This window comes from Rhodococcus sp. 05-2255-1e, assembly GCF_002259025.1.
Lineage (GTDB): Bacteria > Actinomycetota > Actinomycetes > Mycobacteriales > Mycobacteriaceae > Rhodococcoides > Rhodococcoides fascians.
Genome location: NZ_NOZE01000033.1, coordinates 150,839 through 176,163, shown reverse-complemented (window position 1 = coordinate 176,163; position 25,325 = coordinate 150,839). Strand labels below are relative to the sequence as shown.

Genomic DNA, 25,325 nt, shown 5'->3' with positions numbered 1-25,325 from the left:
TTCACCAATCGTGCATGCTGCCGTCGAGACGGCGATTGACGGGCAGATACTTGGGGTTGTACGGGTACTTCGCGGCAGCCTCTTCGTTCACCTCGACGCCGATGCCCGGCTTGTTTCCCGGATGCATGAAACCGTCGGTGAAGGTGTAGCTGGTCTGGAACACATCGCCGGTCGGGTCGACGTGCCCCATGTACTCCTGCACTCCGAAGTTGGGGATCGACAGATCGACATGCAATGCGGCTGCGAGGGAGACGGGCGAAAGATCGCCTGCCCCATGAGATCCGGACCGAACGCCGTACAGATCCGCCAACGAGAAGATTCTGCGCAGATGGGTGATGCCGCCGGCGTGTGAGACCGACGCTCGGATGTAGTCGATCCACCGGTTGGTGATCAGATCCTGGCAGTCCCAGATCGAGTTGAAAATCTCGCCGACGGCGATGGGGGTGGTCGTGTGTTGGCGAATGGTGGCGAAGGCACTCTGATCCTCGGCGGGAGTGGGATCTTCGATCCAGAACATCCGCATCTCTTCGAGGTCGCGACCCAGGCGTCCGGCCTCGATCGGACTCAGACGGTGATGGACGTCGTGCAGGAGATGGAAGTCGAACCCGTGACGTTCGCGCACGGCACCGAGCATCTGCGGTGCGAACCGCATGTACGGGGCGGTATCCCACGAATCTTCCTGCGGCGCAGCGCCGGAGGCTGGTTCGTAGAAACCGTCGACCGGAATTCCGTAGGTCTTCTTCAGGCCGGGAATGGCCGACTGGGCACGAATTGCTTTGTAGCCCTTATCGAGATGCGCTTGGACGTCGTCGAGCATCTCTTCGATGCTGCCGCCGCTGGCGTGGCCATAGACCATGATTCCGTCTCGTGCAGCACCACCGAGGAGCTGGTAGACCGGCATATCGGCGGCCTTGCCCTTGATGTCCCACAGTGCGACGTCGACGGCGGCGATGGCCGTCATGGTCACCGGGCCACGTCGCCAGTAGGCACCCTTGTACAGGTACTGCCAGATGTCTTCGATCCGATGGGGATCGCGTCCGATCAGAAGTGGCGCAATGTGGTCCTTCAAGTACGACTCGACTGCGAGCTCGCGTCCGTTCAGCGTCGCATCACCCCACCCGACGATGCCCTCGTCGGTGGTGATCTTGAGCGTGACGTAGTTGCGGCCCGGAGCCGTCACGATGACGGTGGCGTCGATGATTTTCATTGCGGTCCTTGCGAAGTGGTGTCGATGACGATCTTGAGCTGGGTGGGGTCGCTGAGCGCGGCCTCGAGCGCTGCGGCGGATTCGGCCAACGGGTACGTCGATGTGACGAGTGCCGCGAGGTCCACTCGCGCCGATCCGGCGAGCGCGATCGCGTCGGCGAATGCCGAAGGGCCGTAACGGAAGCACCCGCGGATGTCGAGCTCCCAGCGTTGTACTGCCCCGATCGGGAATTCGGCAGACGCGCGTCCGGGCACGCCGACGAGCGCCAGAATGCCCGCCGGGCCGAGCGAGCGTGCCGCGTCGGCAATGGCTCCGGGATGTCCCGAGCAGTCGAAGGCGATGTCGAAAGCGCCTTCCGGCAGTGCGTCTTTGCCGGAACGCATTGTCGTGGTGGCACCCAGCGCTGCCGCGACCTCGAGCCGAGCGGGTGCGACGTCGGTAATGGTCGTCTCCGACGCGCCCAGGGCGATGACCGTCTGCAGAACCAGTAGACCGATCGGCCCGGCACCGGTGATCGCGATGCGCTTGCCCAGCACCGACCCGACCCGTGCGGCAGCCCACGCTGCGACGGCCAGGGGCTCGATCAGCGCAGCGACGTCGTCGCCGATCGAATCCGGGAGTGGGTGCGCGAATTCGGCTGCGAGAACGACGGATTGCCGCAGCAGTCCGTGGTTCGGTGGGGATCCGAAACAGACAACGCTGGGGCAGACGTTGTAGTGACCGCTCAGGCTCAGCGGTGAGGTGCCGTTCGGAATCGCGGGTTCGATGGCCACTCGCTGGCCGATCCGGTCCTGGGACACGCCCGCGCCGACCTCGGTGACGACCCCGAATCCCTCGTGACCCAAGACGGTGGGCTGCGTCAGCGAGTTGGAGCCGTTGCGGCCGTCGGCGTAGTAGTGCAGGTCCGAGCCACACAGGCTCACGCCGTGTACCTCCACCCTGACCTGGCCGTCGCCGACCTGCATACGGTCGATCTTCTCGATCCGCAGGTCACGTGGACCGTGTAGGACGGCTGCCTCGTCGTTGCCGCTGATCACTGCCATCGCTGTAGAGCCTCCGCCGTAGTGCCTTGAATATCAGTACTACCATACTAGTGACGGCCAGCACTTCGTCAAGGCTTCGGCCCTGTGGGTCACCCACGAGGTCACGTTAGTCTTGACCGGTGAGCACACAGAGCAGCAGGAAAGTCACCGCACGGGAGCGGGCGTACCGAGAATTGCGCCTACGCATCGTGTCGCTGACGCTCCCCCCGGGTAGCCCGCTGTCGGAGAACGACCTCGCCGAGCAAATGTCCGTGAGCCGCACGCCCGTCCGCGAAAGCCTGATCCTCTTGGCCGAAGAGGGTCTGGTTCAGGTCTTCCCACAACTCGGCACCTTCGTCTCGCGGGTCGACACCGACCGTGTTGCCGATGCCCAATTCGTCCGGGAGGCAATCGAAACCGCATCTTTGAAAGATGCAGTCACGTCTCGCTCGGACCAGGACCTCGCTGCGTTGCGCGCCAATCTGGCAGCGCAGGCCGAGCCTGGAATCGACATGGACCAATTCTTCGAATTGGACGAGCAATTCCACCAGCTACTCCTCGCAGCCGGAGGACATTCCGCCGCATGGCGATCCGTCGAATCCGCGAAAGCTCATCTGGACCGGGCCCGACGACTCGGTCTGCGCGATACCCGTCCCATCCCCGACCTCATCGAACAACACACCGCAATAGTCGACGGCCTCGAAGCCCGAGACTTCGAGGCCGCCGCCCAGTCGATGCGCGAGCACCTGCGCGCCGTGTTCGCCGACGTCGAATACATCAAGAGCAAGAGCCCACACCTGTTCTCCAACAGCAACGAACGCCCGACGCGCAAGGTTGTCTCCAGCTGGGATTGAGTGCGGCTGCGCCGCAGTGGTGCGATTACGTGCCCTCGAGAGCACATAATCGCGCCACTGCCGCAGGCATTACAGGCGTTCGATGAGGGTGGCGTTCGAGAGCCCGCCGGCCTCGCACATCACCTGTAGGCCGTAACGCTGCTCGCGCTCGGCGAGCGCGTGGACCATGGTCGTCATGATTCGGGCACCGCTGCCGCCGAGCGGATGGCCGATGGCGATGGCCCCGCCGTTGACGTTGACCTTGTTCATGTCTGCGCCGGTTTCCTTCGCCCAGGCGAGCACAACCGACGCAAAGGCCTCGTTCACCTCGAACAGGTCGATGTCGTTCATCGTCAGCCCGGCTTTGGCGAGCACCTTCTTCGTCGCCGGAATGACTGCGGTGAGCATCATCAACGGATCGTCGCCGACCACCGCGAAGCTGTGCAGCCTCGCCATCGGAGTCAGGCCGAGTTCCTTCGCTTTCTCACTGGTCGTGATCATGACGGCCGCACTACCGTCGTTGACCTGACTTGCGTTGCCTGCGGTGATGTTCCAACCGATTTCCGGGAACCGCTGCGCCATGGCGTCGCTGTAGTAGGCCGGTCGCAGTCCCGCCAGCGCATCGAGTGTGGATCCGGTGCGGATTCCCTCGTCGCGGTCGAGCCCGCGGATTGCGGTGATCTCCCGCTTGAAACGCCCCTCTTCGGTGGCTGCGGCAGCCTTCGCATGACTCGACAGAGCGAACTCGTCCATCTCGGTACGGCTGATACCCCATCTCGCCGCGATCAATTCGGCACTGACGCCCTGCGGCACCAACCCTTCCGGATACCTCTCGATGAAACCGACACCTGCCGGATCCTCGGTTCCCACCAGGTTCGACCCCATCGGAATGCGGCTCATCGACTCCGAACCGGTAGCCACGGCCAGATCGTAAGCACCGGAGATCACGCCCTGTGCGGCGAAATGTATTGCCTGCTGGCTACTTCCGCATTGCCGATCGACGGTGGTTGCGGGTACGGATTCCGGATAGCCCGCCGCCAGCGCCGCGCGCCGAGTCATGTTCGACGCCTGATCCCCTACCGCGGTGACAACTCCGCCGATGACGTCGTCGATCTGGGTCGGGTCTATCCCAGTGCGCTGCACTACTTCCCGCAGACTGTGGGCCATCAGGTCGACTGGATGCTCGGGATGCAACGTGCCGTTCGCTTTGCCCCGTCCGACCGGGGTTCTGACTGCCTCGACGATGACTGCGTCTCTCATGACGGCTCCTTGTCCGATCGATCCGTTCCTATCGGATCGCTGACACCACGGTACGAGCTGGCTATAGATTTGTAAAGCCAGTAAGATCGTGGCATGCCCCTCCACATGGACGGCCCACTGTCCGATCTCGACAGCTGGACAGCAGGTGACCGTTGCTCCGTCGCACGCGCGCTGTCGGTGGTCGGTACCCGATCGACGATGCTGATCCTGCGAGAAGCGTTCTACGGAACCACCCGCTTCGATGACTTCAGCCGACGCGTCGGCATCACCGACGCCAGCAGTGCGGCCCGACTCAAAGAATTGGTCGACGCCGGAATCTTCGTCAAGAAGCCCTACCGCCCCGAAAAGGGCAGAACGCGCTACGAATACGTTCTGACGAGAATGGGCGAGGATCTGCTGCCCGTCGTACTCGGATTGATGCAGTGGGGCGACCAGTACCTGCAACAAGACGACGGACCGCTCGACGTCGTCGATTCCCGAGGCGAGCCCGTGCGCGTACGGGTCACCGACCGCATCGGTTCCGAAGTGCCGATGAACGAGCTGCGAGTACGCGTTGCCGGATGATTGCCGGGCCGACGCGTAGCGTCTCCGCCATGGACGATGAATCGTGCATCGAACCCGAGCATGACCCGCGAGCACAGTGGCGACAGCTACCAGACCCCGTGCAGCCCAGCCACGAGGGCCAGGCCCTGGAATCCGACACCTCCATTTGGGACCACAAACCCAAGAACGACCCGAGCATGGACATCGTTCGCTGACTTGCGCAAGTGCCTTCTTCGGGTCACACCGCCTCGACGGCGAGTGCGACTCCGATCACGATGAACAGGACACCGACCACTCGGTTCCAGAATGTCGACTTCGACGAACCACCGGTCAGACGGCCCACAGCCGCGGTGACCACCGCCCAGACCACCAAACCGATTGCCACATTCACGATTCCGAGTAACCCGATCTGCAGGGGAAGCGGTCCGTCGGCATCGACGAACTGCGGCAGCAGCGCGACGAAGAACAGAACGGCTTTGGGATTGAGCACGTTCGTCACCAGGCCCATGCGAAACCAGCGCACATCGGAGGTCGCACGCCTCTCCGACGACGACTGTCGCAGCGCGGAAATACCGAGCCACACCAGGTACAGACCCCCAAGAATCTGAATGATGCTCAGCGCCATCGGCGATCGTGAGATCAGCAGTGACAACCCCACCACCGCAGCGATCATGTGCACGCACAGTCCGGTCTGCGCGCCGAGGCCCGCTCGCCACCCGGCACTACGGCTGCTCGCTGCCGCCCGGGCCACCACCGCGAAGTCCGGACCGGGTATCGCGTAGGCCAACAGCACGACGCCGAGGAACGGTAACCATTGGATGTCCGTCATCGTCTCGACGGTATCTGATGCTTTTCGATAGGTAAACCGTTAGAATTAGCGAATGGACTGGAACTGGCTCGGCGACCACTTCGCGCTCGACGTGGTCAACACCGTGCAGTTGCAACGCGGCACCTACGTCGAACTGATCGCCTCCACCGCCGATCTCCAGGAATGGGCCGAGCTACAGGGTGCCCGGGTACCCGAAACAATCCCTGACGATGCCGACATCGACACATTCCGGCTGACGCGAGATCACATGCTGGCGCTACTACGGGCGGTGGCGTCGGACATGGAAGTTCCGGGAAACAGCGTCGACCACATCGACGACATTGCCCGACGCCATCCGGTGACCCGTCGGCTCGATCTCGGGGGCGGCGGTGGCGTCGGACATGTTGTGGGGACGTCGGATCCGGTCGACGCGATACGCGCCCGTGCAGCGTCAGCGGTCATCGATCTACTGAATGGCCCGGATCGCGCACGATTGTCACTCTGCGACGCTCCGCGATGCGGTCAACTGTTTCTGCAGGATCGGCCCAATCAGCAATGGTGTTGCAGCGCATGCGGAAATCGAGCACGTGCGGCACGACACCACGCAAAGGAGAAGCGCGGATCATGAACAGTTCAGTACGCCAGGTGGCTCAGCCGACACATTTACGCCCCTAGCAGCAATCCACACCCCCCACACGGGGCGTAAATTCCGAACAGGGGCGTAGATTGCGACCCCACCCACACATCCACGCCCCCACCGACACATCAGCTCCCCACATTCGGAAACCCGACGCCGATCGGAGTCAGAAATCCGAAACCGAGGAGCCAATACGCGGCAACAAGCGCAGCCAACACATTTACGCCCCTAGCAGCAATCCACACCCCCCACACGGGGCGTAAATTCCGAACAAGGGGCGCAGATGGCGACCCCACCCACACATCCACGCCCCCACCGACACATCAGCTCCCCACATTCGGAAACCCGACGCCGATCGGAGTCAGAAACCCGAAACCGAGGAGCCGATGCGCGGCAACAGGCTCAGCCCAATTGCACTGTCGCAGTGGCGCGGTGGCCGAAGATTCGCTTGCCCTCGAAGGTCGCGCCGATCGAGATGACGGCCGTACGGGACTCCTCGTCCTTCGACTTGATCTTGCCGCCGAAGACGATTTCGGCCGGCTTGTGTGTGTCCACCGGGATCGGAGTGGTGAATCGAACGGTGTAGTCCTTCACCGCGCCTGGGTCGCCGAGCCACTCGCTGATGAATCCGCCGCCGACACCCATGGTGAGCATGCCGTGCGCCAGGACGTTCTCGAGATCGATCATCTTGGCGAACTTCTCGTCCCAGTGAATCGGGTTCGCGTCACCGGCGACGCCGGCGTAGTTCACCAGATCTCCGCGAGTCAAACGCACTGTGCGCGTGGGCAACTCGTCTCCGACATTGACCTCGTCGAACTTCCGAGTGGGCTGACCGCGGTACTCCTCGACGATGAGCGGCTCGTGTTCCTGCGGAGTGGACAGGGTGTCGTGCTCACTCGCCTCGGCACTGCTGGTGTCGGTCGTCGCACCGAACATCACGATGTTGCGAGCCGCCTCGGAGATGGCCGGATCGATCTCGCCGGATCGCCCGACGAGCAGCGTGGTGTACGTGGTCTGCACCAGTTCGTTCTTCTGGTTGGACACGACGTTCTTGGTGATCATCATGTCTCGACCCATGACCGTCTTGAACGCGTCGAGGGAGACATCGCAGGTCAACTGGTCACCGGCCAGAATCGGCTTCTGGAACACCAGTACCTGATCGGTCTGCAGAATCTGGCTGAGGTCGTAGCCCTCGGCGATGGACTGCAACAGCTTCTTCTGCGCCAGAGTGCCGACCAACGACATGAACGTCAGCGGGGCCACCAGAGCGCTGTGGCCCAGCGCTGCTGCGGCATCGCCGTCCCAGTGGGCGGGGTGGAAATCCTGAACGGCACGGGCGTACTCGCGAACCTTCTCGCGGCCCACCTCGTAGTAGTCCTCGGTGCGGTAGTGATACCCGACCATGCTGCGCGCGTGCTCCGCCGGATCGAATGCTCCCGCATCGGATGCTGCTGCGCCGGACTCCGCTACCTGCTCTGCCACTGTTGCCCCACCGTCTCGTCCCTACTGTTCATCATTACCCGAGCAACCTACCCAACGACGACGCACGTTGGCCAGGAAGGGGCTCAGGCAGAACGGTGCCGCGGGGCGTCCCGGTACCCCACCATGCCCACCATCGCGGCCGGCTGAGTCAGCACCGACGCACTGCTCATCGCGCCGCGCGGACGGTGTTGGCGCGACGCGACGGCATCGATCGCCATCAGGGCAGCCCCGTGCGCAGTGAGGGACTCGGGATTGGCAGGCGCGACGACGGGCAACATCAGATCGCGTCGAAACATTCGACGAAGCGACGGCAGGTTGGCACATCCGCCCACCATCACCAACGCATTCACGGCGCAGGGTGCGTCGACGATGATGCTGGCCACCCAATCTTCCAGTGATCGGATACTGCGCTCGAGAACATCGTCGAACGTGTTGCGCCACAACCGGACCGGTCCGCCGACGAACGGCCCGGCGACCTCGGCCACCCGCAGGCGTGACAGCTGTTCGCGTGCCGTGCGAACGGACACCAGCAACTCCGCGCGTGCCCGTTCCGAGGCCAATTCGTCTGCCCCGTAGACGGACAGAAGGTAACGCGAGATCTGGGCGTCACACCCGATCCCGCCGAACAACGTGGTGCGGACCGAACTGTGCACCGCTCCCGTGGCAGGGTCGGCAATGGACACGGTGGTTCCCGACGCTCCGATGTCGCACACGGCCACGGTGCGCGCACCCTCGAGCATCCCCTTGCCGCGTAGATACCGAAGTTGTGCCCCGAGCTCCGACGCCACCAGCAGACGATCGGCCTCGTACGTGGAATATGCCGACGTGCGTCCGCGCGCACCGGGATCGTCCGGGACGGCGAGAACGATGTCCGGTCGATCCACCATCTGATCCCGCGACATCGAATCCAACAGATCGAGCGCGACCTGCAGATGGTCGTCGGGATCGAACGATCGCACGACGTGCGCAGAACGTACCGACTCGTCCGACGTATCCAGGGCTACACCCCGGGCAATGGCTGAACCCACCGAGACACCAAGGACAGATCTCATGTTCCCTCGACTCGCCTAGCTACTCCGACCTGGCGATCGTAGCGCCTCGAACCGTCGAGAAGTCGGTAACTGCCCTGTTCTATTCAACTTTCGGTTTGTTTTGGGATTCGTTACAACCACTCGGGCGACGAGTTGGGTCAGGCGACGTGCCCGAACCCGTCCCGACGGTCGGCGAGCAACGAGCCCCACTCTTCCTGCGCCGACGACATCGCGGCACAGCCCACGCCGTTGTCGGAGTCCATTCCTCGTGCCGCAGTGACGATGGATCGAGCCGACTGCACGAGAGAAACATCGAAACGGAAACTGTGCGCTGCCAATTCGGCGAACGCCTCATCCGGACTGCAGCCGCGCAAGGCAATGAGGACACCCACCGCCCTGTCGATGGTCGTGCGCGTCACCGGTTCTACTGCGGATTTGTCGGTCATCGAGAACTCACCGTCTACTGGTCGATCACCCGATGGTAGCCAGGCTCGAGCAGAAGTTCAGGTGTCCGAGTCGAATTCACACACCTGTCACATCACGGACTTTTCGAAGTAGCGAACCCGCTCGCTCACAACGGATTATCGATGAAATCGTCACTCGGCCGGATCGGTGACAGGTGGTTCCTCCATCCGAGGCACGGGCTCGGAATCCGTCGGCCCCGAAGGCTCCGTGGGTTCGGTCGGCCCCGAAGGCTCCGTCGGCTCCGTGGGCTCCGAAGGCTCCGTGGGCTCCGTCGGCTCCGTGGGCTCGGACGGACCCGGTTCCGTGGGATCGGGGACGTCCGTATCGGTGGGAGCTGTGGTTTCGTCGTCGGTCGGCGGAGTCTCGGTCTCGGGCTTCGAGATCTCTGTTTTCGTATCCCGACCGCCGGGGGCGGAATTGCCGCCACCCGAGTTGCCCCGTCCCGTCGACGACGAACTCGGTGCGTTCGACGTCGCACTCGGGGCCGCCGGGACCGCGTCGATCCAGATGTCGCCCGACCCGGAGCCGACGGTCGACACATCCAGAACACCCGCGTCGATCGGTGGAACCGCGGACGGCCCAGCCACAGGAACAACCGGCCCGGCGCTCGACGCCGGCCGACCAGGCGTCGATGGGGCGATGCTGGAATCTGCGGTATCGACTACTGCGTCCTGAGTCGGCGCGGGTGAGGAGAACGCCCACACGGTTGCCCCACTCAGAGCAGCCAGCACGGCAACACCCAATCCGACCATGGTCCATCGAGATCCCCGCGACGCAGCATCGAATTCTCCGGCCCGATCGTCCAAGCCGGGTTGCCCCGCAGCGATCTCGTCACCCGTCGGGCGGCCCGTCCTGGACGCGGCACCGACGACGGCGGCGGCCACGTCCAACGGGTACTCGTCGGGCAACCGCGGATCGTCCATCGCCAAGACCTCGACGTCGACGACGCGGTGGTCGGCCAGCGCGGCCCGAACGATCTCGCCGTGCAGAAGGTTGTCGCAGACCACGGCGGCACCGTCGACGATCAGGTCTCGTTGAGCTGCCTGTACACGCATGATTCCGAGAACCGTCGCAACGGCGTCACCGATTCCGCCGGGGGCAGCGGCGATCGACACGGGTCGCGAGGTGACCGGGCCCAGACCGGGCAGATCGGTTTCGACCAAGACGGCCGAGATCTCGTCGGTTCCGACGTGAACGCCCAACGCAACGGACATACCCGTCGACCCCCCTACTCGATTCGGCCTCACAGTACACTTCGAGGGCATAAACGGGGAAAACGATGGTTTGTGTGCGGGGTCAGAACTCCAGCTTGCTCGCCTCGTCACGAGCCAGTTCGGCTGCACGGCGCTCACGCTCGAAGAGGAGTCCGAACGTGAACCCGTTCTCGCCGGAGGTGGTTCCCGCTCGGGCCCCGAGTGTGCGCAGAATCTCCGCCGCGATGACGGCATCCTGATGCTCGCCCAAAACTTCTTGAATCTGCTTGTATCTCTTGATATTCGACTTGGACACCTTCTTGTCCACGACGGGTGCCACCAACTCGGCCGCATACCGAGCCCGCTTCGAGGCCTTCCTCGCGCGGTGCAGTTGCTCGTCGTCGGTGCCTCGCACAGCCTTCTCGGTGCGGTCTACGGCCTTCTTACCGGCCTTGCGCGCCAGCTTGATCAGCAACCGCTCGCTCACCTCGCCGTCGATCGGCAATCCCCTCGACCAGGCAGCCACGGTCGTGAGCAACTCTCGGTAGCGCTCGCCGTCGAGCTCGGCCATCGCGGCTTCGCGGTGTCGGATCTGCTCGGCCAGCAGGTCGTTCTCGATACGCGACGCCACCGGGCCCAGAACCAGTTCCGACGGAAGGTCTCGCAGCGCAGCTGCAAACCGCGCCCGCTGCACCTGTCGATCCCGCACCTCGCCGAGCAGGCTTGCATACCAAGATAATTCGGCTTCGAGTGCGGCCGCGGGCTCGTCCTCGAACACGCTACCGAAGACGCGAAGCGTACTGCGATAGCGCCTGATGGCCACCCGCGTGGAGTGAATCGGATCCAGTCCGCGGCGCAGATACACGTCGCCGGCCACGATGGCCTGCGCCTGCTCGTCGAGATAATCGACGAGCAACCGAAGCCCGTCGTGCGCCGGCTCCTCCCGAACCACCGACAGCGCACGGTTCAACTTGGACGGATGTGCCGACGGCGTCGCACCCGACGCGCGAAGCACCTTGCTCGCCTTCTTCAGGAACGATTCCGAGCCGGCGGGCCCGAGCTCGACCTCCACCTCACGCCACTGCGGCCCGGTCGCGCCGCCGATCAGGACGACCGACACCGCGTCGTCGGCGAATTCGGCCACGACGGCTCCGGTTGCATCGGTGACGGTACGAATCTTCCGACGCGTCGTCAGGGTGGCGACAGCCGACAACTGCTTGCCCATGACCGCCCCGCGCAGTACGTCGGCCAGCTCGTCGGGCACGACCTGCGGGTCGCCGTGGCCGAGTGGAAGCCTGATCTCGGTTCGCGCCTTCTCCGCAGGAACCTTTGCGTGCCAACCGTTGTCGGAGTCTCCGGTGCGTCGCCGAAGGGTGATCCCCCGACGCAGCAGATCGTGACCGGTGGTGTCGAAGTACTCGCTGACCAGTTCGGTGTCGGTCTCCACCGCCGCGCCGTCGGCAGGAACGAGCGAGGTGAGGGAGGGGAACTCGAAGTCTGCATCGACATCGAACTTGTCTTCGCGCTCGGTCTGTGACTCCATACCGACCATCCTGCCTCGAGGATGCGGCCCCGTGGCGGTCGAAACCGTAGATCTATTGCCGCCACGGCGAAACGAACGGCGGTGTCTACGGTCGCCGAGGCGTGGTTATCGTGGGTTTCGTCGGGGTCGAGGCGCGAGTGGTGGTGTGCGGCAACGTCGTTGTGGTCGGTGCAGTGGTTGTCGGCGCAGTGGTGGTCGGCGCAGTGGTGGTCGTGGGGTGAGTCGGAGCCGTCGTGGTGGTCGGAGCCGTGGTCGTCGTCGGAACTCGAGTGCCTTCACGCGCGGGCCGAAGGACAGTGACGTCAGGAATCGTGCGGGTTGGAAGCGGTGGCTCGGCACTGTTCGGCGAGGTGGGTGCAGGAGAGGACGCCGAGACTCCAGATGTCGGAGACGTCGAGGACGACGCGGCCACGTCCGTGGCCAACACCGAGGGCGGCGTCGACACGGACGGTGAGCCGTCCACCGCCGGCATCACAGCCTGCGATCGGGCGGAAGGCGACGCGTTCTGCGAGGTCGCGATCGACGGTTCGGGGGTGTCGTCGGTGGTTCGGGCCGCTGCCGCGACCACGGTTCCGGCCACGCACACCGCAACGAGCGCGGCGAGTGCGCCCCCGACGCGGCGGGACTTCGCTGCCCTGGCCATTCGCCTCGACGGGCTGCCGCTGTGCCGCGGACGACGGGAGGGAACGGCGGTCACGGCGGTCACGGCGGTCACGGCGGTCACGGCAGGGGCCGGTGCAGGCCTGGCTCCCACGGTCCGCGCGATCCCGGCCGCCCCACGGGCGGCCAACAATTCCGGCCGTTCCGGAACGTACACGGGCACCGACACGGCGTCGAACAGTGTCTGCCGAACGATCTGCATGTTGGCACCGCCGCCGACTGCGACGATCGCCTCCACGTGAACGCCGCTCGCGGCGACGGACTCGATCACGTCGACGGCTGTGAAGACTGCCGCACGAACGGCGTCGCCGATGAGCTCGTCGAGGTCGTGTCGCCACAACGAGGCGCGACCGCCGACGAACGGCCCGACGACAGAGACGCTGCGCAGGATCGACAGCTGGTGTTTGCCGTCTCGCACGTCGTGCACGAGCTGTCGACGAGCTGCCACCGTCAACGCCTCCGCCGCGCCGAACGTCTCGATCAGGTGGTCGCTGAGCACACGGTCGCAGTCGTCGCCGCGGAGTTCTTCGGTGCGATGCGAGGCCAGAACGCGACCGGACTCGACGTCGACTACCGACACGCTGGTGCCGGATGCGCCGACGTCGAACAGCGCGACGCAACGCTCTCCGGCGAGCACTCCGGTTTCTCGTAACGCGCCCAGCTGCGCACCCAGTTCGGATACGAGCACGATGCCGTCGGAGAAGTCCTCGCGGAAGGCCGTGTCGGGATCGCTCTCACGAAGGGCGAGCACCGGGTAGTGGCGAGCGGACGCGTATTCGTCTGCCGTGCTGTGCACCGATGCGACGACGGCATCCCAGGGATCCGGGGCGAGACCGTTGGGCGCAGGCCCGGTGGCAACCGGTTCGAGGACGTGGAGCACCGTGTCGACACCCGAGCTGTCGCTGATCACACTGCGGACGCCACTCGACCCCAGGGAAGCGCCGAGTACGGACGGATCGGGTACCGCGGACACGAGAAACCTCATTCTGGTAGGCCCCAACCCACGTTCGAGCACCAGAATACCGCTACAACCGGGAACTCACCAGGTTTCGTCCAACAAAACAGACCGAACGTTGGTCTATGTCACGTCCGACTGGATGAAGTTCAGATACGCCTTCGACGGAGTGGGACCACGCTGCCCCTGATACTTGGAGCCCACCGCGGCGCTGCCGTACGGATTCTCCGAGGGTGACGACAGCCGGAACAGACACAGCTGCCCGATCTTCATTCCCGGCCACAGCGTGATCGGCAGGTTGGCGACGTTGGACAACTCCAACGTGATGTGACCGCTGAATCCCGGGTCGATGAATCCTGCCGTCGAGTGGGTGAGCAGTCCCAGCCGGCCCAGAGAGCTCTTCCCCTCGAGTCGACCCGCCAGATAATCCGGCAACGTCGTCAGTTCGAGAGTGGAACCGAGGACGAATTCCCCCGGATGAAGAACGAACGGCTCACCCGCTCGTGGCTCCACCAACGTCGTCAGCTCGTCCTGCTGCTGGGACGGATCGATGTGGGTGTACCGGGTGTTGTTGAACACCCGGAACAGCTTGTCGAGTCGCACATCGACGCTCGACGGCTGCACCATCGAAGGATCGAAGGGATCGATCGCCAGGTTGCCCAGGGTCACTTCGGCACGAATGTCACGGTCGGAGAGCAGCACCACTGCAGGCTACTGGTCCTCACGGGCTTACGCGAAGCACCCGAGTGACCACTTCCACAGGTACGTGCGGACCGAACAGTCGGACAATCGATCGGTCACACCTCTCACATTCGGTGACACTCCCTCAGGAAGAGCCCCTATGTACATTCGACCCGAGCACATTCGAATCGACGTTCCTTCGTACTTCGATCATCCCTCCCAGTGCCACATTCTGGCCACGACTCCCACCCGAAGTCCCGCTTTGTGGACGCAATTTCTCGACGGTGCCGAAGAAAGCTATCGACGCCACGACGTGACACCAGCGCTCGAGATATCGACAATTCGCGACGGCGGGACCACCGCATTGTTCTTCGCCGCTCTCGACCGAACCGGAACGATCCTCGGCGGAGTTCGCGTTCAAGGGCCGTATTCTTCGGCCGATCAATCTCACGCACTCGTCGAATTCGCCGCGCATCCCGAGGGCCGACACCGCGTTCGCGCGATGCTCGACAGCCGCATCGAGGACGGGGTCGTCGAGATCAAGTCGGCGTGGGTTGCCCCGGGAGCACCCCGAGGCCGCGCCGTCACCACCATGATCGCGCAGTCACCGGCGTACAGCACAGCACTGCTGGGCGCTCGTTACGCGCTGGCCACTGCCGCCTCCCACGTCCGCGCCGCGTGGCTGCGCACCGGAGCAGCGATCGCAACGCACATCGAACCGGTGCCCTACCCCGACGACCGATACCGGACCGAGGTGTTCTGGTGGGACCGAACGACTCTCGCGTTCGATGCCGAACTCGAAACGTGGCGGCGCATGAAACGCAACACGGTCTCGCTGCTCGCGCAGCACGGCACGTCGAAGAACCTGCACTCGGCGGTGGCGTCGTGACGATTCCGAACACTGCCGAATACAGCTGGCAGCCTGTGATATTCGACGAGACGGTCGCCACACAGCGAGCCGCCCTGGACGAGCTACGGGGTGACACCTCGATCACCGTTCTCGACGAACGCGCCACCCAGCGAGCCGGACTGCATGCATTGTTGCCCAGCCCTGAGCAGAGCCTTCTCGACGAAAGCGACAGGTGGGTCTATTTCCCGTGGCGCAATACGGTCGTCGCCGTTCTCGGTCCGAATTCGTATCGGCACCTCCGACTGGACCGAAACAGAAACAAGATAACCCTCGAGGAACAGCAGAAATTGGGAGATCTCACGATCGGCGTCATCGGCTTGAGCGTCGGACACGCCATTGCGCACACTCTCGCACTCGAGGGAATCTGCGGAACTCTTCGCCTCGCGGATTTCGACGAGATAGAACTGTCGAACCTCAACAGGATTCCGGCGTCGATCATCGATCTGGGCGTCAACAAAGCGATCGTCGCTGCCCGGCGAATCGCCGAAATAGATCCGTACCTGACGGTGGAGGTCTTTCGGAACGGGATCGACGAGACCACGATCGACGAGTTCTTCGACGGACTCGACCTGCTCGTCGAGGAATGCGACTCCCTCGACATCAAGGTCCGCGCACGAGAGGCGGCCAGGTCGCGTCGAATCCCCGTACTGATGGAGACCTCCGATCGAGGTCTGCTGGACGTCGAGCGATTCGACCTCGAACCACAGCGACCGGTGTTTCACGGCGTCCTCGGCGACATCGCGTCCGCCGGCCTGCACGGACTCGGAACCCGCGACAAGATTCCCATCGTGCTCGATCAGCTCGACGCCTCCCTGCTCTCGGCTCGGATGGCGGCCTCGATGGTGGAGGTGGGCGAAACGATCGAGACGTGGCCCCAGCTGGGCGGCGACGTCCAACTCGGGGGTGCCACCATCGCCGCGGCGGTCCGACGCTTCGGGACCGGAGCGCACCTACCGTCCGGACGTATCCGCATCGATCTCGAGGTGCACCTCGACGGGCTGGACACGCCGGCCCCCACCCGCAGACAGGTCTCGGGTGATGCGGCCGGTCCGCAGAGTGTGGATTCCCGTGACTCGATACTCGAAGCAGCACGCCGAGCGCCTTCCGGTGGAAACAGTCAGCCGTGGACCTTCTCCTCGAACGGGCCGACCTTCCGGGTCGACGTCGATCGATCCCGAACGTCCACCCTCGATATCGCGTACCGCGGCAGCTTCGTCGCTGTGGGCGCAGCCGGATTCAACGCGCGCGTGGCCGCCGCCGCCCAGGGCACGCTCGCCGGCATCGAGATCACCGACGAGGCTGTCGAGCTCTCGTTGCGCGACGGTACCGCCGGACCGATCACCGATCGACGCCTCCTCGACGCCGTGCTCACCCGATCCACGGACCGCGAGCTCGGGTCACCGTCGACGCTGGACGATGCGGTGGTCGCCGATCTCGTTGCGGCCGCAGCCGCCGAAGGCGGACGTGCCGTGCTGTTGACGACGCGCGAGTCCATCACCGCGGCAGCAGACATTCTCGCGGCCGCCGATCGGATTCGGTATCTCACGCCGCATCTGCACCGAGAGATGTTCTCCGAACTGCGCTGGGCAGGCGATCCGGACCCGGATCGGGGCATCGACGTCGCCAGCCTCGGCATCGACGCCGCAGACCTGTCCACGCTGGACATCATCGGGCGGCCCGACGTCATGGCGCTCGTGGCTGCCTGGAACGCAGGCGCTGCTCTGGCCACCGACATGCGCGATCGGGTATCGGCGAGCTCCGCGCTCGCAGTGATCGTGGTGCCCGGATCGACTCCGGCGCATTACATCCGGGGTGGATTTGCAACGGAGAACGTTTGGGTGACTTCACATCTGCACGCACTGGCAGTTCAACCCGTCTCACCACCGTTCCTCTACGCGCGCACGATGGACGAGCACCGAGAATTGTCTCCGACCCACGCAGAGACGTTGCAGCAGTTGAACTTCGAGCTGCGGACGTTGGCGGATCTGGACGAGGCCGAGTCGATCGCTCTGGTGTTGCGGCTCGGCACTGCGCCACGAGGCGCGATATACAGTCGCAGAGTCGCGGTTTCGGCGTCCTTACCGGGGTAGAGTCCGGCATAGACCAGGGGGAACAGTCCTGCACTGCGTCTACAGGAGCGGTTCACGAGACCGCGTCGACGAGAGGCGGGAGTAGGGCCCTGGAGAACAGTCGGACACTCGAGGTCCTCGTCACCGGCGTCGCCACCGAACTCATGGGCGTCGACGCGGCGACGGTGCGAGAAGCATACCTGTCGGTACTGCGTCAGCTCGTGGACTACCTCGGCATCGATTTCAGCTTTCTCCGGCACCACGATTTCGATGCCCGGGCAACCAGACTCACCGCGGAATGGCCACCGCGCCTGAGCGTGCCCGATCCCGACCCCCTGGCCGTCGTGTACTTCGACGAGGCCGACTCGGTCTTCGCGATGGCCGAAACACTGTCCGAACCGGCAGTGTTTCGGCCAGACCCGGAGCAGGAGGACTATCGCCGACGCGTCGAGACCGCCTCGGGATTGAGCGCCACCTCGATGGCCGTCGTGCCGCTGCTGCACTCCGAACGCACCACCGGAATTCTGGGCTTCATCAAAGTGGGAGACCGGAGTTGGTCCGAAGCAGAACTGAACGCCCTCAAAGCAATTGCTGCTCTGCTGTCGCAATTGCAGGCGCGAGTCAGTGCCGAGGAACAGATCAGGTTCTCGGCCTTGCACGACGGTCTCACCTCACTCCCGAACCGCACCGCACTCACGCAGCACCTCCGTGACCGACTCGATCCGTCGATGCCCGGTCCGGTGGCGGTGTTGCACATCGACCTGGACCGCACCAAGGCGCTGAACGACTTTCTCGGACACCTCGCCGGCGACCAATATCTCCAGGCTGTCGCCGGGCGCCTGCAGGCGTTCGTCGACGAACCAGCGAGTCTCGCGGCCCGCCTGAGCGGCGACGAGTTCGTCGTGGTCCTGGCGGGCCCGTGCTCGCACCGCGTCGCCACCGACCATGCCCGCACGATCGCCGAGTCGATACAGGCACCGGTCACTCTCGGTGTCGAGAGAATCGGTCGCAGCGCCAGCATCGGAATCGCCTTCGGCGTGCCCGGCACCCACACCGCCGACTCTCTGCTCCGGCAAGCAGGGCAAGCCGCTCTGGTGGCCAAGCGTGCTGGTGGACATCACATCTCGCTGTTCACCGACGAGATGCACGCGCAATCCGAACTTCGCAACGACGTCGAGATCCATCTGCGTGACGCCATTGCAGGCGACTCGCTGACGTTGCACTTCCAACCCGAGGTCGACCTCGTCACCGGGCGCATCACTGCGGTGGAGGCACTGGTTCGGTGGCGTCACCCCACCCGCGGGCTGCTACCACCGTCGGCCTTCATTCCGGTGGCGGAGGAGACGAACCTCGCCGGCGAGCTCGGTCGGTGGGTTCTCGACCACGCGTGCCGGACCTTGGCTGCGTGGCAACGGGACATCCCCGGCCTCGACATCGTGATGCGCGTGAACATCTCGCCCGTACAGCTGGTCACCACCGGCTTTGCGGCCACCGTGGCGAGCGCCCTCGACGAATTCTCGATCGCGGGCTGCAACCTGTGCCTGGAGATCACCGAAGTGGCCGTCGTACAGGATCTTTCGCGTACTCGAGTGACGCTCCGAGAACTGCGAGACCTCGGTGTTCAGGTGGCGATCGACGACTTCGGTACCGGATACAGCTCGCTGTCACACCTCAAGGAACTGCCCGTCGACGCGCTCAAGATCGACCGCGCGTTCGTCACCGACCTCGGATCGGGAGCGACCGACGACCTCGCGATCGTCCAGTCGATCATCGGGCTCGCGCACGCCTTCGGCCTGAGCATCATCGCCGAAGGCGTCGAAACCGAGAGTGCCAGGAGCACATTGGTGGCCTTGGGCTGCACCCGCGCTCAGGGCTACCTCTTCTCCGAGCCGGTGCCTGCCGAGGACGCCCAGGCCCTGCTGCACGGTGTACGCATCGACGTCGGGCCACCCTGCTAATCTGGACGCCGCACCACACGCCGGTGTAGTTCATTGGTAGAACGCGACCTTCCCAAGGTTGAGAGGCGGGTTCGATTCCCGTCACCGGCTCCACGTTCCCCTTGTCGGCGGTAAACCCGTCTTTCGATCGATCCCTGCGTCTGCACCCTCGCCGTCACCGGTAGCTCGGTCGGCAATCGGCATGCGACACAATAATCGCTACAGAACTATTGTTGTGACTTTTATGCGTTCATGTCCGAATTCGTAGGGACATTTCACAACTGCAGGAATACCGTGTGGTCATGCGCGGACCACGCCGAAGTCTGATTCTTCTCGTCGTCGCACTCACCGCTGCACTGTCGGCCTTGTCGACCCAAGCGGCACCACCCGCACATGCCGGCCCACTCATGCCCATCGCCGCTGCACCGCCGCAACCCGACCACGCCGATGCCATTCGGTACGCGTCGACCAACCGCGACGCCGCCCCGCCCGGGGCCAACGACATGAGCTGCGTGCCCTCTGCCGAGCACCCCAATCCTGTCGTTCTCGTCCACGGCACCGACGCCACCGCCTACTCCGATTGGGCCGGCTTCTCCCCCATCCTGCAGGCCGCGGGCTTCTGCGTCTTCGCGATCAACTACGGCGCGTCGCCGGACGGTAAGTCAAACGGCTACGGCGTCATCGAAGACAGTGCAGCACAACTGAAATCGATGACGGCAACCATCCTCGACGCGACCGGCGCTGCGGCGGTGGACGTGGTGGGCTACTCGCAGGGTGCTGCCGTCGCCCGATACTTCGTCAACAGGCTCGGCGGGGCCGATGTCGTCGACCGATGGGTGGGAATCGCGTCACCGACCTACGGCGGCACCATGTACGGAGTCGCCCCCGTCGTACAAGCCGTGCCCGGCGCGACCGGTCTGGTAGCCGACGAATTCGGCCCTGGCCTCGCCCAGTTGATGGCCGGATCGGACTTTCTCGAAAACCTCAACGCCGGCGGCGACACCGTCCCCGGCGTCGACTACACCTCGATCGCCACCAAGGTCGACGAGGTCATTCAGCCGTATACCAATGCGCTGCTGCGAGATCCGGGAGCGCACAACATCGTGATCCAGGACGTGTGCCCCGACACCGAGGTCGCCCACTTCACCTTCACCTACGACCCGACCGCGCTGCGTCTGGCGCTCAACGCACTCGACCCCGCGAATGCCCGTCAGCCGTCCTGCGTTCCGGTACCCCTGGGAACGGGAATCCTCGACGTCGTGCTGGCCAGCCACTGACCCGTCAGGTCAGTAGCTGATGGGCTCGAAGCCCGACATAGAGTTCGGCGGCCTGCACGGGATCACGGAAGTCTCGACCGGTGAGTTCGGCGATACGACGCAATCGGTACAACACCGTATTGCGGTGGTAGTGCAGCTGTTCCGCGGCATCCTTGGTGGAGCCACCGCACGAGAACCACGCATCGAGAGTGGCGAGCAGACTCGTCCGCTCGGCGCGGGGCAACGCCAACAGATCGCCTAGAATCTGACGGGCCGCGATACGGCCGGATTTCGGGTCGCGCGCGAGCAGTAACGGCACCGGTACCGAGTCGTAGCGCACCGGCGTCGACGGCACAGAATCGGGAAAGCTGCACGACCGGGCCAGACGGGCCTGCCCCACGGCGTCACCGATTCCCGACGGAGACCGGAACACCGAACTGACACCGATCCGCCCCGGGCACAGTTCTCCGAAAGTGGCCAGTGCTGTATCGATGTCGGATTCCCGAGCGGCACAGAACAATCCGATGCTGCCGTCCACCTCGGCATCCCACACCGACTCGGTTCCCGCGGCCCGCAACCGAGCGACGACGCCTTCGATACCGAGTCCCGTCGACGAGGGTTCCTGGGAAACCACAGCAAAAAAGCCGCGATCCGGAATTCGGAACGCACGCAGGGCATCCGCCGCCGCGGCCGGATTCGCGGCATGATCGGCGAACAGCACCCGAATCAGCCGGCCGCGGGCTTCGGCGCTCTCGCGGGCTCGCATATCGGCGCTCTCTCGATACGCCTCGGCCGCCTCGTCGGAATACACGTCGACCAATGCCCACACCTGCGCCGCCATGTCCAGCAGCGCGTGGCTGGCCCGGCCGTGCGAACGCACCATCAACTCGTCCCAGACCAGCCGACCACCGAGCCGGAACGCGTGCAGCAATGCCGCCAGCGGTACACCTTGCTCGGCCTTGAGCCTGCCCGCCTGCTGCGCCGACTCGAGCCGAACCGGTGCACGCCCGGACAGCTTGCCCAACATCGAGGCCAGATTGCTGCGAGACGCTTCGTGAAGTTGATCCGCGGTGAGCAGCGTCGCCTCCAGATAGGCATGCTCGGCTCCCAGGATGCGCCGGACCAGTTCGCTCGCCAGCTCGTCGACGTCGTCGAGCATCGCCGCCGCCAGCTCGGTCGGTGACGGATGCAGAGCGGACTCGGTGGTGGTCATGACTGAACCATAGCCCGGCCGATGTAAGCCACACCACACCCAAACTGTGCGACGGCACAATCCGCTGCGCTCGATTGACAGCGGCGGCCCATAGCCTGCCGCCCCGAATGCGACCAGAATCACACTCGAAGCCGTGTATCCGAACGACGAGTGGAGACGAAAAGTTGACCAGCGAAGTCACCCCGCATCTGCAGCCTGTACCGACGAACGGACCGGACGCCACCCTGGCGGTCGATACCGCTCTTGCCGACCTCGACGCAGGCGAGCAGACCTGGGGCAGGCTCGGCCTGGCCGACCGCCGGGCACTGCTCGAGCGCATGCACGCCCTCACCACGACGCATGCGCAGGAATGGGTCACCGCCGCCGCGTCGGTCAAAGGCCTCGACCCCTCGTCCAACCTGCTCGGTGAGGAATGGCTCTCCGGCCCGTACTCGCTTCTCGGCGGTCTCGGCACGCTCGCGCACACCCTCTCCGCGCTCGAGGCAGGCAGCAGCCCGCTGGCCGGAGCGAAGTTCGGAACAGCCCCGGGCGGACGAACGACCGTATCGGTGTTGCCGCTCAACAACTTCGAGAAACTACTGCTCAACGGGTTCAGTGCCGAGGTGTGGCTCCAGCCCGGAATCGACCGTGCCACGGCACAGCGCACCGCAGGCCTCGCCCAACTCGACCCGACGCGCACCGCGGGCGTCGGCGTCGTCCTGGGCGCGGGCAACATCACCTCGATCGCCCCGCTCGACGCACTCTACGAACTGATCGCCTTCAACCGCGTCGTCGCGCTCAAGCTCAACCCCATCATGGACCCACTGCTGCCGGTCTTCGAGAAGATCCTCGCCCCATTGGTGGACATCGGCGCGCTGCGTCTGCTTACCGGTGGAGCCGACGTCGGCACCTACCTGGTCAACCACGATCGCGTCGACCACGTCCACATGACGGGCAGCGCAATCACCCACGACGCCATCGTCTTCGGCCCGGGACCCGACGGTGCCGCCCGTAAGGCGGCGAACCGGCCGATCCTGACCAAGGAGATCTCCAGTGAACTCGGTGGCGTTTCACCCACCATCGTGTTGCCGGGCGAGTGGAGCCGCGCGGACATCGAGTTCCAAGCCGAACACGTAGCTACCCAGCGACTGCACAACAGCGGATACAACTGTGTCGCTTCGCAGGTCGTCGTGCTGTCCTCGGAATGGAAGCAGCGCGACGAGTTCATCGCAGCCCTGCGCGCCGCACTCGACCGGGCACCTGCCCGCGCCCCCTACTACCCGGGCAGCGACAGACGGGTGTCCGACGCCACCGCCACGTACCCGTCGGCCGAACGGCTCGGCGACGGCGGTGGCCGCGTGCTCATCACCGACCTCGATCCCGGCGAGTACGCACCGCTCCTGCAGACCGAGTACTTCGCACCCGTCATGGGCGTCATCGAGTTGCCCTACAGCGGAGCAGCATTCGCCGCCAAGGCCGTCCAGACGGCCAACGAGGAGTTCACCGGCACCCTCGGCATCAACATCATCGGCACGCCGAGCACCATCAAGGAACTCGGTGAGAAGTTCGACTCCATGCTTGCAGACCTGCGGTACGGCACCATTGCCGTCAATGCCTGGACCGCCCTCGGATTCCTCACCGCATCGGCCACCTGGGGCGCGTTCCCCGGCCACACCGTCGACGATGTGCAGAGCGGAATCGGCATCGTGCACAACGCATTACTGATCGACGGTGCCGAACGGACCGTGGTGCGCGGACCCTTCCGCCCACTGTCGAGGTCGCTGATCAGCGGAGAGATGTCCATCTCCCCCAAGCCGCCGTGGTTCGTCACCAACAAAACCGCAGCATCGACCGGGAAACTGCTCACCGCATTCGCCGGAGCACCGTCCTGGACCAAACTCCCGGCAATATTCGCCTCCGCCCTGCGCGGCTGAGCAGCGTCCAACGACAGCTGCCGACGAACCCTGAGGACAATCATGAGCACACAGAACACAACCGCCGACTACATCGTCGTGGGCGCGGGCTCGGCCGGCGCAGTGGTGGCCAACCGGCTCAGCGCCGATCCCCGCAACAGCGTGATCCTGCTCGAGGCAGGCCCGGAAGACAAGAACAAGTTCGCCCACATCCCCGCCGCGTTCTCCAAACTCTTTCGTACCGAGGTCGATTGGGACTACCTCACCGAACCGCAGCCGGGGCTACGCGACCGCAGCATCTACTGGCCGCGCGGCAAGATGCTCGGCGGCTCGTCGTCGATGAACGCCATGATGTGGGTACGCGGATTCGCCGCCGACTACGACGAGTGGGCGGCCAACTCCGACGACTCGTGGTCGTTCCGCAACCTCGTCGGATACTTCCGCAAGATCGAGAACATCGAGGGCACAACCGAACTGGACGCCGGAACCGGCGGGCCGCTGATCGTCTCCCACCAGCGCAGCTCACGCCCGCTCACCTCGTCCTTCCTCTCCGCCGTCGAGGAAGCCGGCTACTCGGTCGAAACACCCAACCTGCCCGAACCCACGGGCTTCAGCCGCACCATGGTCAACCAGAAACGCGGTGCCCGCTGGAGCACCGCCGACGCCTACCTTCGCCCGGCGAAGAAGCGCACCAACCTCACCGTCCTCACCGAGGCACAGGCCACCCGGGTTCTCTTCGAGGGCAGCGCCGCCGTCGGCGTCGAATACACCTCCGACGGCATCACCCATACGGTGCGCGCACACAAGGAAGTCGTTCTGTCCGGCGGAGCCATCAACACACCGCAGCTGCTGATGCTCTCCGGCATCGGAGACAAGGAGCAGCTCGGAGCCCACGGCATCACCGTCCGGCACCACTCGCCGGACGTCGGGCAGAACCTCCTCGACCACCTGGCCGCCCTCATCGGATGGAAGACCGAGAAGGACTCCCTCTTCCATGCCGAGAAGATTCCCGAACTCATCAACTATCTCGCGCGCCGACGCGGCATGCTCACCTCCAACGTCGCGGAGGCATACGGCTTCATCCGGAGCCGCGAAGATCTGCCGCTGCCGGACCTCGAGCTCATCTTCGGACCGGCCCCGTTCTTCGACGAAGGCCTGATCGCCGCCGACGCACACGCCGCGGTCATCGGCACCGTCCTGCTGCAACCCAAGAGCAGAGGCGAGATCACGCTCCGGTCCGCCGACCCTCTGGCCAAGCCCATCGTCGAGCCGCGTTACCTCAGCGACCCCGACGGAATGGACCGCAAGGCCATGATCGAGGGACTGCGCGTATGCGTCGCGCTGTCGGAGACCCCGTCCCTGAAGGGCCAGCTCGGGGACGTCGTACGCCCCCGGGTGGCGTCGAACATCTCACCGGCGGATCTGCTCACCGAGGCCCTGGAGCAGAACGCGCACACTCTGTACCACCCGGTGGGCACCGCGCGGATGGGCAACGATGCCGGCAGCGTCGTCGACGCCGCGCTGCGGGTTCGGGGCGTCGACCGCCTCCGGGTCGCCGACGCATCGATCATGCCCAGCATCATCCGCGGCCACACCCATGCACCGTCGGTGATCATCGGCGAACGAGCCGCGGATCTGATCCTGGGCTGAGCCGAACGTGAACATGTCTGGTTTGACCGTTCGCGCGGTGGGGTAACAGGTCGGCACGCTTCAATGCAGGCATCGCGA

Annotated in this window: 22 protein-coding genes and 1 tRNA gene; 11 read left to right on the top strand and 12 right to left on the bottom strand. The window is 64.7% G+C overall.

The window, feature by feature from the left end; all coding sequences use genetic code 11:
- Nucleotide 1: 1 nt before the first annotated feature.
- Together manD and CH262_RS19755 are read right to left on the bottom strand one after the other, a co-directional pair.
- The gene (gene manD, locus CH262_RS19760; protein WP_032374833.1) at nt 2-1,207 is read right to left on the bottom strand and encodes a D-mannonate dehydratase ManD; all 1,206 of its coding nucleotides are present in this window, start codon (nt 1,205-1,207) and stop codon (nt 2-4) included.
- Entirely contained in the window at nt 1,204-2,250 is a 1,047-nt protein-coding gene (locus CH262_RS19755; RefSeq protein WP_094718221.1) for an alcohol dehydrogenase catalytic domain-containing protein, read from the bottom strand. Before CH262_RS19755 ends, manD begins: the two co-directional genes overlap by 4 nt.
- 119 nt (nt 2,251-2,369) lie before the next feature.
- Here CH262_RS19755 and CH262_RS19750 point away from each other — a divergent pair, with 119 nt between their 5' ends.
- Nucleotides 2,370-3,083 (top strand): GntR family transcriptional regulator, encoded by a 714-nt coding sequence (locus CH262_RS19750; protein ID WP_094718220.1) that lies wholly within the window; start codon nt 2,370-2,372, stop codon nt 3,081-3,083.
- 69 nt (nt 3,084-3,152) lie between these two features.
- Here CH262_RS19750 and CH262_RS19745 read toward each other — a convergent pair whose 3' ends face one another.
- Nucleotides 3,153-4,322 carry a thiolase family protein gene (locus CH262_RS19745; RefSeq protein WP_094718219.1) on the bottom strand — a complete coding sequence of 390 codons (1,170 nt, stop codon included), beginning with the start codon at nt 4,320-4,322 and terminating at the stop codon, nt 3,153-3,155.
- Between the two features lie 93 nt (nt 4,323-4,415).
- Between CH262_RS19745 and CH262_RS19740 the strand changes: the two genes are divergently transcribed.
- Together CH262_RS19740 and CH262_RS27745 are read left to right on the top strand one after the other, a co-directional pair.
- On the top strand, nt 4,416-4,886 hold the full coding sequence (locus CH262_RS19740) for a winged helix-turn-helix transcriptional regulator (RefSeq protein WP_094718218.1): 471 nt from the start codon (nt 4,416-4,418) through the stop codon (nt 4,884-4,886).
- 29 nt (nt 4,887-4,915) lie between these two features.
- Entirely contained in the window at nt 4,916-5,080 is a 165-nt protein-coding gene (locus CH262_RS27745) for a hypothetical protein (protein WP_155288516.1), read from the top strand.
- Nucleotides 5,081-5,103: 23 nt separating this feature from the next.
- Here the strand turns inward: CH262_RS27745 and CH262_RS19730 are convergent, their stop codons facing one another.
- On the bottom strand, nt 5,104-5,694 hold the full coding sequence (locus CH262_RS19730; RefSeq protein WP_094718217.1) for a LysE family translocator: 591 nt from the start codon (nt 5,692-5,694) through the stop codon (nt 5,104-5,106).
- A 52-nt stretch (nt 5,695-5,746) separates the two neighbouring features.
- Between CH262_RS19730 and CH262_RS19725 the strand changes: the two genes are divergently transcribed.
- Nucleotides 5,747-6,301: a CGNR zinc finger domain-containing protein gene (locus tag CH262_RS19725; protein WP_094718216.1), complete on the top strand. Its 555-nt coding sequence runs from the start codon at nt 5,747-5,749 to the stop codon at nt 6,299-6,301.
- A 411-nt stretch (nt 6,302-6,712) separates the two neighbouring features.
- Here the strand turns inward: CH262_RS19725 and CH262_RS19720 are convergent, their stop codons facing one another.
- The 7 genes from CH262_RS19720 to dcd all read right to left on the bottom strand — a co-directional run bounded on the left by CH262_RS19720 (nt 6,713) and on the right by dcd (nt 14,341).
- Nucleotides 6,713-7,792, bottom strand: coding sequence for a fused (3R)-hydroxyacyl-ACP dehydratase subunits HadA/HadB (locus CH262_RS19720; protein WP_032387624.1), 1,080 nt, complete (start codon nt 7,790-7,792; stop codon nt 6,713-6,715).
- 83 nt (nt 7,793-7,875) lie between these two features.
- The gene (locus CH262_RS19715) at nt 7,876-8,844 is read right to left on the bottom strand and encodes an Hsp70 family protein (RefSeq protein ID WP_032387623.1); all 969 of its coding nucleotides are present in this window, start codon (nt 8,842-8,844) and stop codon (nt 7,876-7,878) included.
- Nucleotides 8,845-8,981: 137 nt separating this feature from the next.
- Nucleotides 8,982-9,269 (bottom strand): ANTAR domain-containing protein, encoded by a 288-nt coding sequence (locus CH262_RS19710; protein WP_027495414.1) that lies wholly within the window; start codon nt 9,267-9,269, stop codon nt 8,982-8,984.
- Between the two features lie 150 nt (nt 9,270-9,419).
- Entirely contained in the window at nt 9,420-10,502 is a 1,083-nt protein-coding gene (locus tag CH262_RS27740) for a hypothetical protein (protein ID WP_179275053.1), read from the bottom strand.
- Nucleotides 10,503-10,584: 82 nt separating this feature from the next.
- Nucleotides 10,585-12,024 (bottom strand): CYTH and CHAD domain-containing protein, encoded by a 1,440-nt coding sequence (locus CH262_RS19700; RefSeq protein WP_094718421.1) that lies wholly within the window; start codon nt 12,022-12,024, stop codon nt 10,585-10,587.
- Between the two features lie 85 nt (nt 12,025-12,109).
- The gene (locus CH262_RS19695) at nt 12,110-13,657 is read right to left on the bottom strand and encodes an Hsp70 family protein (protein ID WP_179275052.1); all 1,548 of its coding nucleotides are present in this window, start codon (nt 13,655-13,657) and stop codon (nt 12,110-12,112) included.
- 105 nt (nt 13,658-13,762) lie between these two features.
- Complete coding sequence (gene dcd / locus CH262_RS19690) at nt 13,763-14,341, bottom strand: dCTP deaminase (protein ID WP_027495411.1); 579 nt, start codon at nt 14,339-14,341, stop codon at nt 13,763-13,765.
- 139 nt (nt 14,342-14,480) lie between these two features.
- On the opposite strand from dcd, the gene CH262_RS27735 reads away from it, so the two are divergent.
- The 5 genes from CH262_RS27735 (at nt 14,481) to CH262_RS19670 (ending at nt 20,513) form a co-directional block, all read left to right on the top strand.
- Complete coding sequence (locus CH262_RS27735) at nt 14,481-15,209, top strand: hypothetical protein (protein ID WP_052067105.1); 729 nt, start codon at nt 14,481-14,483, stop codon at nt 15,207-15,209.
- 2 nt (nt 15,210-15,211) lie between these two features.
- Nucleotides 15,212-17,320, top strand: coding sequence for an Rv1355c family protein (locus tag CH262_RS19685; protein ID WP_373453797.1), 2,109 nt, complete (start codon nt 15,212-15,214; stop codon nt 17,318-17,320).
- A 143-nt stretch (nt 17,321-17,463) separates the two neighbouring features.
- The gene (locus CH262_RS19680; RefSeq protein WP_094718213.1) at nt 17,464-19,257 is read left to right on the top strand and encodes a putative bifunctional diguanylate cyclase/phosphodiesterase; all 1,794 of its coding nucleotides are present in this window, start codon (nt 17,464-17,466) and stop codon (nt 19,255-19,257) included.
- A 19-nt stretch (nt 19,258-19,276) separates the two neighbouring features.
- Nucleotides 19,277-19,350: transfer RNA gene (locus CH262_RS19675), tRNA-Gly, on the top strand.
- A gap of 188 nt (nt 19,351-19,538) precedes the next feature.
- Nucleotides 19,539-20,513, top strand: a complete 975-nt coding sequence (locus CH262_RS19670; RefSeq protein ID WP_053068713.1) for an esterase/lipase family protein — start codon at nt 19,539-19,541, stop codon at nt 20,511-20,513.
- Between the two features lie 4 nt (nt 20,514-20,517).
- Here the strand turns inward: CH262_RS19670 and CH262_RS19665 are convergent, their stop codons facing one another.
- Nucleotides 20,518-21,705, bottom strand: coding sequence for a PucR family transcriptional regulator (locus tag CH262_RS19665; RefSeq protein ID WP_032367074.1), 1,188 nt, complete (start codon nt 21,703-21,705; stop codon nt 20,518-20,520).
- Between the two features lie 224 nt (nt 21,706-21,929).
- Here CH262_RS19665 and CH262_RS19660 point away from each other — a divergent pair, with 224 nt between their 5' ends.
- Together CH262_RS19660 and CH262_RS19655 are read left to right on the top strand one after the other, a co-directional pair.
- A complete protein-coding gene (locus tag CH262_RS19660) occupies nt 21,930-23,618 on the top strand; it encodes an aldehyde dehydrogenase family protein (RefSeq protein ID WP_256988905.1) in 1,689 nt (562 codons plus the stop codon).
- 42 nt (nt 23,619-23,660) lie between these two features.
- On the top strand, nt 23,661-25,247 hold the full coding sequence (locus CH262_RS19655; RefSeq protein ID WP_094718211.1) for a GMC family oxidoreductase: 1,587 nt from the start codon (nt 23,661-23,663) through the stop codon (nt 25,245-25,247).
- Nucleotides 25,248-25,325: the final 78 nt, after the last annotated feature.